Source organism: Aestuariivirga sp., assembly GCF_041738905.1.
Classification (GTDB): Bacteria; Pseudomonadota; Alphaproteobacteria; order Rhizobiales; family Aestuariivirgaceae; genus Aestuariivirga.
The window spans coordinates 1-10,086 of the sequence record NZ_JBGSOZ010000166.1; the positions used below are offsets into that span (position 1 = coordinate 1).

General features: G+C 61.9%; 11 protein-coding genes. 5 read left to right on the forward strand and 6 right to left on the reverse strand.

Annotated elements, in window-relative coordinates; all coding sequences use genetic code 11:
• From ACEW8Q_RS15720 to ACEW8Q_RS15735, 4 genes are all read left to right on the forward strand, one after another.
• Positions 1–465: HlyD family efflux transporter periplasmic adaptor subunit (locus ACEW8Q_RS15720; protein WP_373505000.1), on the forward strand; the 465-nt coding region annotated here is incomplete at its 5' end.
• Entirely contained in the window at positions 462–1,388 is a 927-nt protein-coding gene (locus ACEW8Q_RS15725) for an ABC transporter ATP-binding protein (protein ID WP_373505001.1), read from the forward strand. The genes ACEW8Q_RS15720 and ACEW8Q_RS15725, both read left to right, overlap by 4 nt.
• Before the next feature lie 5 nt (positions 1,389–1,393).
• Positions 1,394–2,521: an ABC transporter permease gene (locus ACEW8Q_RS15730; protein ID WP_373505002.1), complete on the forward strand. Its 1,128-nt coding sequence runs from the start codon at positions 1,394–1,396 to the stop codon at positions 2,519–2,521.
• A 108-nt stretch (positions 2,522–2,629) separates the two neighbouring features.
• On the forward strand, positions 2,630–3,391 hold the full coding sequence (locus ACEW8Q_RS15735; protein ID WP_373505003.1) for a hypothetical protein: 762 nt from the start codon (positions 2,630–2,632) through the stop codon (positions 3,389–3,391).
• Here the strand turns inward: ACEW8Q_RS15735 and ACEW8Q_RS15740 are convergent.
• From ACEW8Q_RS15740 to ACEW8Q_RS15750, 3 genes are all read right to left on the reverse strand, one after another.
• Entirely contained in the window at positions 3,366–4,115 is a 750-nt protein-coding gene (locus tag ACEW8Q_RS15740; RefSeq protein ID WP_373505004.1) for a hypothetical protein, read from the reverse strand. The genes ACEW8Q_RS15735 and ACEW8Q_RS15740 overlap by 26 nt on opposite strands.
• Positions 4,116–4,293: 178 nt before the next feature.
• Positions 4,294–5,229 (reverse strand): DMT family transporter, encoded by a 936-nt coding sequence (locus tag ACEW8Q_RS15745; protein WP_373505005.1) that lies wholly within the window; start codon positions 5,227–5,229, stop codon positions 4,294–4,296.
• Between the two features lie 130 nt (positions 5,230–5,359).
• Positions 5,360–6,103 (reverse strand): arginyltransferase, encoded by a 744-nt coding sequence (locus ACEW8Q_RS15750; RefSeq protein WP_373505006.1) that lies wholly within the window; start codon positions 6,101–6,103, stop codon positions 5,360–5,362.
• Positions 6,104–6,243: 140 nt separating this feature from the next.
• On the opposite strand from ACEW8Q_RS15750, the gene ACEW8Q_RS15755 reads away from it, so the two are divergent.
• On the forward strand, positions 6,244–7,122 hold the full coding sequence (locus ACEW8Q_RS15755; RefSeq protein WP_373505007.1) for an NAD(P)-dependent oxidoreductase: 879 nt from the start codon (positions 6,244–6,246) through the stop codon (positions 7,120–7,122).
• 42 nt (positions 7,123–7,164) lie between these two features.
• On the opposite strand, the gene ACEW8Q_RS15760 is transcribed toward ACEW8Q_RS15755, so the two are convergent.
• The 3 genes from ACEW8Q_RS15760 to ACEW8Q_RS15770 form a co-directional block, all read right to left on the reverse strand.
• A complete protein-coding gene (locus tag ACEW8Q_RS15760) occupies positions 7,165–8,253 on the reverse strand; it encodes a calcium-binding protein (protein WP_373505008.1) in 1,089 nt (362 codons plus the stop codon).
• 102 nt (positions 8,254–8,355) lie between these two features.
• Positions 8,356–9,363 carry a porphobilinogen synthase gene (gene hemB / locus ACEW8Q_RS15765; RefSeq protein WP_373505009.1) on the reverse strand — a complete coding sequence of 336 codons (1,008 nt, stop codon included), beginning with the start codon at positions 9,361–9,363 and terminating at the stop codon, positions 8,356–8,358.
• A 55-nt stretch (positions 9,364–9,418) separates the two neighbouring features.
• Positions 9,419–10,086, reverse strand: a 668-nt coding sequence (locus tag ACEW8Q_RS15770; protein WP_373505010.1) for an extensin family protein, incomplete at its 5' end; no start/stop codon positions are given.

The following is a 10,086-nucleotide window of genomic DNA, read 5'->3' on the forward strand; positions in this document are numbered from 1 at the left end:
GGACTGCCCGCGCGGCCGGCTGAAATCGAGGCCGCCGCATCACGCTTTGACGAGGCCAAGGCCCTGGCCGATGTGGCGCGCCGCAAACTCGCCGACCTTTCGCCCGCGGCTCCCAAGGCGGCGAAGGTGGAGGACGTCTTCTTCGAGGCGGGCGAATGGGTGGCGGCGGGCCAGCCGGTCGTTTCCCTCCTGAGTGACGGCAACATAACGCTGCGCTTCTTCGTGCCCGAAGCTGCTGTGGCGCTGGCCGCCCCCGGTACGCAGGTCCGTTACCGTTGCGACGGATGCGGCGAGACGCGAACGGCGACCATCACCAGCGTGGCATCCATCCCGGAATACACGCCGCCCGTCATTTATTCGGAAGGTGCCCGCGCCAAGCTCGTGTTCCTTGTCGAAGCCAAACCCGACAGCATCGACTCGAAGTTGCGCCCCGGCCTCCCCATCGAAGTGGAGAAGCTGCAGTGACGAAACCTGCCATCGACGTCAAGGGACTGGTCAAGATCTATGGCTCCCGCACTGTGGTGGACAACGTCGACCTCACCATCATGCCAGGCCGCATCTGCGGCTTTCTGGGGCCGAACGGATCGGGCAAGACAACGACGCTCCGCATGATCTGCGGACTGCTGACCCCCGATGCCGGCTCTGGCACCTGCCTTGGCCACGACATCATCACGGAGCGCGACGCGGTGAAGGTTCAGGCAGGCTACATGACCCAGCGCTTCGGTCTCTACGAGGATCTCACCATCCGCGAGAATCTGGAATTCGTGGGACGACTCTATCGCCTCAGGGACTTGCGCCGCCGTGTTGATGAATCGCTGGACCGCCTGGGGCTGGCCACCCGTCAGCATCAGCTCACGGGTTCTCTCTCCGGCGGATGGAAACAGCGTTTGGCGTTGGCCGCCTGCGTCCTGCATGAGCCGAAGCTTCTCCTGCTTGATGAACCGACCGCCGGTGTCGACCCCAAGGCCCGCCGCGCCTTCTGGGACGAGATTCACGCGCTCGCCGCGCAGGGCATCACCGTTCTGGTCTCCACCCACTACATGGACGAAGCCGAGCGTTGCCACGAGATCGCGTACATCGCCTATGGAAAGCTCATGGCACGGGGCACCACGCAGGAGATCATCACGCAGTCGGGCCTTCATGCCATGGTGGCGACAGGCCCCGGCGCCGACCGGCTCGCACCCCAGCTCCGCGATGCACCAGGCATCACGGCTGCTGCTGCCTTCGGCACCACGCTCCATGTCTGCAGCCCTGACCCGACGGCGCTCGCCCGTGCGGTGGAACCCTACCGGCGCGAGGGGCTGACTTGGGAGGAAGCAGAGCCGACGCTTGAGGATGTCTTCATTCACCTCATGGGACAGGCGCAAGACAATGCGCTGGCCGCGTGACGGGCATGGGCTTTCTCAGCCGGTTCTGGGCCATCATCGTGAAGGAGGCGCTGCAACTCCGGCGCGACAGGCTGACTTTTGCCATGATGTTCGGTGTGCCGGTGATGCAGCTCGTCCTCTTCGGATTCGCCATCAACGCCGATCCCAAGGCCTTGCCGACCGCCGTTCTGGTCTCCGAACATTCCACTCTGTCGCGGAGTCTCGTGAGTGCGATTGGCAACACGGGCTACTTCACGGTGGTGAAGCTGGCGTCGACCGAACAGGAGGCCGACGAGCTTCTGCAGCGCGGCGAAGTGCAGTTCGTGATTACCATCCCGCCAGACTTCACGCGAAAGCTGGTACGCCACGAGAAGGCGCAACTCTCCGTCGCGGCAGACGCGACCGACCCCGCAACCACCGGACCAGCGGTGGGTGCCGTGAATCAGGCCGTCTCGCAGGCGTTGGCGCGCGAACTGACAGGCCCGCTTTCCACCTACAGGCAAGGCACAAGCCCGGTCGATGTCGTTCTGCATCGGCGATACAACCCGGAAGGCATCACCCGCTACAACATCGTGCCCGGCCTGCTTGGCATCATACTCACGATGACGCTTGTGATGATGACCGCACTCGCGGTCACGCGCGAACGCGAGCGTGGCACGATGGAAAATCTACTGGCCATGCCGGTGCGGCCCATCGAGGTGATGGCCGGCAAGATCGCGCCTTACATTTTCATCGGGGGAATGCAGGTCGCGGTTGTGCTGGCGGCGGCGCGGCTGCTGTTTGGCGTGCCCTTTGAGGGTAGCTTCGCCATGTTCGCCGTCGCGACATTGTTGTTCATCACGGTGAACCTCGCCATCGGATTTACATTCTCGACCATCGCGCAGAACCAGTTGCAGGCCATGCAGATGTCGTTCTTCTTCCTGATGCCGTCGATCCTGCTGTCGGGCTTTGCCTTCCCCTTCAGGGGAATGCCGGGCTGGGCGCAGGCCATCGGCGAAGTGCTCCCGGTCACGCATTTCCTCAGGATCGTCCGTGGACTGATGTTGAAGGCTGCAAGTCCGGGCCAGCTGTCGGAAGAACTCGCCGTGTTGGCCCTGACGTTGATCATCGTATCTGCCGTTGCGATCACACGCTACAAGGTAACTCTCGATTGAAGATATGTTACATAAGATGCCCGATACGTTAATCCGTCGTTATCTCTCCGTCGTCTATTTTCCTTGCTGATCATTCAACCTGGGAAGCGGGAAAAAACAGGAATTTTGATGGCCGCGGGTGTTCACTGGGTCGCACATGGCAAGATGCAGCCGCCGCCGGAGGCAGCGGACGGAAAGCCGATGGACGAACGCTCGCTCCTGCACCGCGAAGGCTACGTCAAGATCATCGAGAATGACACCGGAACAACTGTCCGATGGGCTATGTTCTCCGCCAACTGGGCATCGCTCTACTTTGTGATGGAGTGGATACACGGCGCCATCGGTCCATTCCAGCTCCAGTATAATTCGGCAGGCTGGTTCAATGAACGCTTTGACCACGCCTGGGAGGCCGCGGACCGCATCCACCAGCTGATCCACAAGAGCGACGTACATCTCTCGCAGACGGTATATATCCAGGACGCAGCCGGCAACCGCGAGGATGTTCCGATGCTCCTGCAGAAAGCGCTGAACGAAAACGCCATCGACGAGGATCATTCGATCGACTGCATGTTCGATCCGTCTTCGCACAAGTTCCGCGTGGCCCGCGTCGGCGCGCAGTCGACCATCGCCAAGCTCTGGGGCATGAACCCCGTGTCATACCCGTGCTTGACGGGTCATTCCTATGACCAGGCAGTGAGCCGCATCTATCCGGAAGTAAGCCGCACGGGTGAGCCGCACTACGACCACATCTATGCCGCCATGGCCTCGTCGAATGGCGACGTGGTGTGGGTGCCCTATCAGCGCGTGGTTCTTCCCCTGAAGCTTGGCCGCAACAAGAAGGCCGTCCGCGTCGTCACCGAACTGGCTAAGGTTGATATATCGCCTCTGTAGAGGCCATCTCCGCGATCGAGAACTCGAGATGACGGCGGAGCGCAATGCCGATCCATTCGGCCTTCTCCGCACCGTCGGGCTCCCATTCCCAGGTCAGGAAACTTTGTTCCAGATGACCATAGCCCATGCGGACCATGTGGCCTCGCGTGGCCATCGACTGTCCGGTGAGCGCCCATATGCCTTCTGGCTGCCATTTCACCATGGCGAGAAGCATTCCGATCCGTGGGAATACGGGAAAACAACCCTTCGCGTGTTTGTCGATCCACAGTTCGCCGTGATAGACGACCCGGCCGCGGATGAGATGCGAGAGCGAATGCTCCGGCGGCATCATGCCCCGCGGCACGATCATTTCGTGGCGGCGAGCGTAGAGCCCCATCATCCAGCCCAGCACCCATTCGGCGAGATTGGGATCGGCATCGTCGAGCCGGAAAGCCTGAAGCCCGACGACCTTGCCGCCGGCATCTGTCACGCTCATCCAGAATGCACGTTCCGACAGGCTGCGCGACGCCTGCGGGTCGAACATGGGCGAGACGTCGCTGTCACGCAGGCGTTTGCGCAGGCGCGCCAGTTCGGCGAAATCCGAGGAGGTCTGAAAGGTCAGGCCCATCTCCGCACCAGACTGGATCAGGGCCGAAATCGCCGTGACAGTCTTCAAGGGATCGGCCAGCCCGGTCTCAGCGCCAAGCGGCTGAACACCCTGCAGTCCAACATTCAACGCATACATACGACTTGCCCCATCACTCATTCCCATGCACCCTTCATGCGGTACATGTCGCGTGCTGCCAGCCGGTCCCACGGCTCTGCCGAAACAGCGAACCCCGGAACGAAGTTAACCGACACAAGATTAGTTTTGAATTAACGTGTACGTAACGTCAATCGAATTAACGTTGAAGGCGATTGCGTCAAGTTTGCCTATTGGGCACAAGTTCTGGTTGCTGCTTGACCGAAAGCGCCAGCCGCCACCAGCTGTGCGCCATGAGGGTGACAATCACGAGAAGCCCTCCGATCAACACCATCCGGCCTGGCACTTCGCCGAACAGAAGCCATATCCACACGGGGGTGAGCACTGTTTCCAGCATGAAGAACATGCTCACATCCGCTGACGGCAGCACGCGTGGGCCGCTCGCCAGCAGGACGGTTGCCAGGGGAATGGCAATGAAACCGTTGAGGCCGAGCCAGAACCAGGCCGGCAGGCCGAAAGCGCCATCCGCCAGAAGAAGGGATGGCATCACCCCGAAGAAAATCAGCGCGATCAGGGCCGAGACGAGGCTGCCCACAGCAAGGCATGTGGCGACCTTCTTGCCCGATGCCCTGATGATGGTGAAGGCGGTTGCCGAGGAACATGCGGATATGAAGGCCAGCGCATCGCCGAGCACGTCGCCCGAATGTATCCCGTCCCAGGCAATGATCGCAGCACCCAGGAACGCCATGACCGTTGCGGCCCAGGTGAACGGATGGATACGCTCGCCGAGCACGCTGCGCGACAGGGTGGCGGCGATGACAGGCGTGAGCGCGATGATGAAAACGACGTTCGCCGCATTCGTGTGAACGATTGCACCAATGTAGGCCATGTTCCCGATGGTGCTGCTGCAGATCACCGCCAGTCCCGCGGCGCCGGCAATGAAGGGAGTTCGGTCTCCCTTCAAGAGGCGCGCCATCAGCCACGCACCAGCAATGGCGAGGAACAGGAAGACGCCGCGCGTGAAAACCATTGTCCACTGGTCGGCCAGCGAGAGGCGGAGCAAGGGCAGGTCGAATGTGAAGAGGAGTCCCCCGACAGCAGTAACCAGAAAGGCAATTCGGATCTGTTGAGGAGAGGGCTGCTTCGTTCGATCCATGATTCCCTGTAGACACGGTGGCCTGTCTCGGAGACAAGCGAATTTCTGTCGCTACGTCAATCGTTGAACGACGTATAACCCGAAAAAGGATTACGCTACGCAACTTCATCGGCGAAAGATGAAGAAAGTGTTAGTCCTGCGCCTCGCGGTGGAGTCTCCAGCCATCGGCGGTGAGGCGTTCCTGCGGCAGGAACTTCGCCTTGTAGTCCATCTTGCGGGACCCGCGCACCCAGTAGCCGAGATAGAGGTAGGGAAGGCCCAGGCGTTTCACCCGCGCCATGTTGTCGAGGATCATGAAGGTCCCAAGGCTGCGCCTGGCCTCGTCGGGATCATAGAAGCTGTAGATCATCGAAATGCCGTCTCCCAGCACATCGATCAGGACCGACGCGACCAGCCGTCCGCGTTCGTTGATATCGCTCCGCACCCGGTATTCGACCAGCCGGCTGTCGACGAAATTGTCGTCGACCATGGCCGAGAAATCCAGAACCGTCATGTCAGCCATGCCGCCGTCGCTGTGGCGGGAGTCGATATAGGAGCGGAACAGTGAATAGTGTTCCGATGTCGCCTGGCTCTTGATGACCGTGCTGTCGACATCGGCATTGATCTTCAGGTTGCGGCGGAAACTGCGATTGAGGTCGAAGGTGTTCACCGGCACCCGCACCGAGACGCAGGAGGCGCAGCCGTCGCAGGCCGGCCGGTAGGCAATGTTCTGGCTGCGGCGGAATCCGCCCTGGCTCAATTGGGTGTTGAGGCTGCGCGCATCCTGTCCGACCAGATGCGTGAATACCTTGCGCTCCACCCGGCCCGGCAGGTACGGGCAGGGCGACGGGGCGGTGATGAAGAACTGGGGAAAGTTCCGCCGCTCGATGCTCAAGAATCCGGACTCCGGCAAACAGTTAACCTTCTCATAATGCCGCTTTTGCCGCGCCGTGCAAGCCGGATGAACGGCTGTCCGGAATTGATTCTCGACAGTCGATGGCCTACGAGGACTCATCAATTGCAAGGAGTGGCGGAATGCGCGTGGCGTGGATCGGACTGGGAGTCATGGGCTACCCGATGGCGGGTCACCTTGTGAGCCGCGGCGGACTTGATGTGACGGTCTATAACCGTACCGCTGCCAAGGCTGCAAAATGGGTCGAGAGTTTCAAGGGCTCGTCTGCCGACACGCCCGCCGAGGCGGCCAGCGGTGCCGACTTCGTCTTCGCCTGCGTGGGCAACGACGACGACCTGCGGCAGGTGACGATTGGCCCCGAGGGCGTCTTCCACACGATGAAGCCCGGCGCGGTCTTCGTCGACCACACCACGGCATCCGCCAATGTGGCCCGAGAACTTCACGGCATCGCCAAGGCGAAGGGCCTGGGTTTTGTCGATGCGCCGGTGTCGGGCGGGCAGGCGGGGGCCGAGAATGGCGCCCTCACCGTCATGTGCGGCGGCGATGATGCGGACTACGCGAAAGCCGAACCGCTGATCGTGCACTTTTCCAAGATGCGGAAACTGCTGGGGCCTGCTGGCTCGGGCCAACTGGCAAAGATGTGCAACCAGATTGCCATCGCAGGCCTGGTCCAGGGCCTCGCGGAAGCGGTCAATTTCGGCATGAAGGCGGGCCTCGACATGGAGGCGGTGGTCGACGTCATTTCCAAGGGAGCGGCGGGTTCGTGGCAGATGGAGAACCGCCACAAGACCATGATCGCCGGCAAGTTCGACTTCGGTTTCGCCGCCGACTGGATGCGCAAGGACTTAGGGATTTGCCTCGACGAGTCCCGCCGCAACGGTGCGCCGCTTCCCGTGACGGCGCTCGTCGACCAGTTCTATGCCGAGGTACAAAAACTTGGCGGCGGCCGCTGGGACACGTCGAGCCTCATCGCGCGGTTCCAGAACCTCGACAGGAAATAGGACGCGCGGCGGCCGCAGCCGCCGCGCGTCTTGGTTTGTGTATCAGACCCAGAAATCGTCGAGTGACCAGTTCCCGACCACGTCATTCTCGATTTCGATCACGAGGTCGGCGGCCAATGTGCCACCGGTATTGAACTGGATCAGCACGCCGGTGCCCGAGGCCAGGAAACGAATCTGGCCCGCCGCGGTAAATGCGCCAGTGCCATTGGCTGCCGTCAATGCGAAGGCCTGGTCGCCCGCCAGTGCTGTGTTACCGTCGACGTCGTAGACGTCGATCTTGTCCGAGCCGTGATCGAAGTCGGCGATGATGTCGCGGGTGGCAGCCGTCTTGCCGGTATCTGCGGCTTCGGCATAGTAGAATGCGTCGCGACCCCAGCCGCCCCGCATGATGTCGGCGCCAAGCCCGCCCTCGATCTCGTCGTTGCCGTCGCCACCGCGGAGATCGTCATTGCCAGCGTCGCCAAAGATATAATCCGATCCGGTATTGCCGCGAATGACGTCGATGCCAAGGCCACCGTTCATTTCATCGTCGCCGGAACCGCCACGAATGCTGTCGTCCCCGTCGTTGCCAAAAATGGAATCGTTGTCCAGGTTACCGCGGATGTCGTCATTGCCAAGTCCGCCGTCGATCTGGTCGCTCCCGGTACCGCCATAGACGCGGTCATTGCCGTCGCCGCCGTTCAAGCTGTCGTCGCCGACATCGCCATAGAGTTGATCATTGCCCGTGCCGCCGTCCAGCCCGTCGCTGCCGAGCCATCCGTACAGAAAGTCAGCGCCATTGCCGCCCGATATGTCGTCGTCGCCCGCTCCACCGTCGAGGATATCGTTGCCGGCGTTGCCAGCGAGGACATCATCGCCCAGGCTGCCATAGACCGTATCTTTGCCAGACCCGCCGAACACCATGTCCATGCCAGCGCCGGCGTTCACGAAATTGTTGTCGAACGTACTGGCATCAATGTTGATGTGGTCATTGCCATTGAGAATGTATTCGACACTGTCTGGTGGCGTCTGACCCCAGAAGAACGGACTGTCGCTTGGATCGTTATCGGTGACGCTGTAGTCGATGTTGACGAGTTCGTTGCCTGAAATCACATGCACACCAAAGTATGCATACAAGACTGTAAGTGCCATGCCGTCCTCCCATTGTAAGGCCCGCTCCGGAATCCTCAACGGGAGGTTAACAGGTCAGCCGGTTTCATCAATCCCGCTTTTGGGGCATCGCAAGTCGCGGAATCAGGCTTTCAGCGACTTCGCGACCTCTACGGCAAAGTAAGTGAGTACGCCATCGGCCCCCGCTCGCTTGAAGGCCATCAGTGCCTCCGGGATTACCTTCTTGGGATCGAGCCAGCCGTTGTTGCATGCGGCCATGATCATCGCGTATTCGCCGGACACCTGATAAGCGAAGGTCGGCACCTTGAAGGTGTCCTTCACGCGGGCCACGATGTCGAGATAGGGCAGGCCCGGCTTCACCATCACCATGTCGGCGCCTTCCGCCAAGTCCAGCGCCACCTCGCGGATGGCCTCGTCAGTGTTGGCGGGGTCCATCTGGTAGGTGCGCTTGTCGCCAACGAGCGTTCCCGACGAACCCACGGCATCGCGGAATGGTCCATAGAAGCCCGACGCATATTTGGCGCTGTAGGACATGATCTGCACATGCTGAAGGCCATTGGCCTCGAGCGCCGATCGTATGCGGCCGATGCGGCCATCCATCATGTCGGAGGGCGCGATGATATCGCAGCCGGCTTCCGCCTGGACGAGGGACTGCTTCACCAGCGCGTCGAGCGTCGCGTCGTTGAGAATGTCCGACCCTTCCATCAGCCCATCGTGGCCGTGGCTGGTATAAGGGTCGAGCGCCACGTCGCACATGATGCCGATGTCGGGCACGGCCTTGCGAATGGCCCGCACCGCCTGGCACACGAGGTTGTCCGGGTTGAACGCCTCGCGCGCATCCACCGTGCGGAGCGAGGCGGGCGTGTTCGGGAAAAGCGCCACCGCCGGGATACCAAGTTCGGCCGCTTCCTCGACCTTGCCCACCAGCAGGTCTACCGAATAGCGCGTGACGCCCGGCATGGAGGCGACGGCTTCCGTGCGGTTCTGGCCTTCGATCACGAAGACCGGCCAGATCAGGTCATGGGCGGTCAAGGTGTTCTCCCGCACCAGCGCCCGCGACCATGGGGTGCGGCGGTTGCGGCGCATGCGGGTGGCAGGAAAAGCGGGGGCGGTGTCAGGGCGGTTTGTCATGACGGATGCATAACAAGACTTGACGCTTCCGCGCAACGGGGTGGCGCCGCAGGGCTCACTTGCAGATCCGGTAGTCTCCCTTGCGGCGCAGCACGTCCACATGGAAATGGTCGCCGTGGTAGCGGTCGGAACCCGGTCCCAGCACGGTCGTGAAAGGCGTGCAGGCGCCCTTTCGGATATCGTCCAGGAACGAGCCATCCTTCGACAGCCCGATGGACTTGAGAATTCCGCCGCCCCAGCCGCCGCCGCCAACCTTCATGGACGCATCGGACTTCGCGAATGAGAACCCCGACATGTCGAGCGCATTGGCCCGCCCGTGCTCCGACAGCTTGCCGCGTGATGAATTGTTGCGGCGCCGGCAGACATAGGACGCGGCAGCACGGACTTCGGTGACTTGAGTCTTGAGCCGGCGCTTGGCTGCCGGCTGCACGGTGACGGTCACCCACTCGTGGAGAGAGGCCGCGAGGTCGCAGTTGACGGTGGCGGCCGGATTCAATTTCACGCCATCGACACGCGTGAGGGAGATGGGTGCCGGCGCGCCGCAGCCGCCTTTCTTGCCGATCGGTTCGAGCGGTTCGTACTCGACGGCCAGTCCCTTCAGCAGCGCGCTGCATTCGGCTCGTGCCGCCCTCACCTCGGAAGCGGGCCAGCCCTCGGATGACGACGGCCAGTCCGGCGCCGGTGTATTGGCGGGCGGTGACTTGCCCGCCGAGTCCCGGCTGG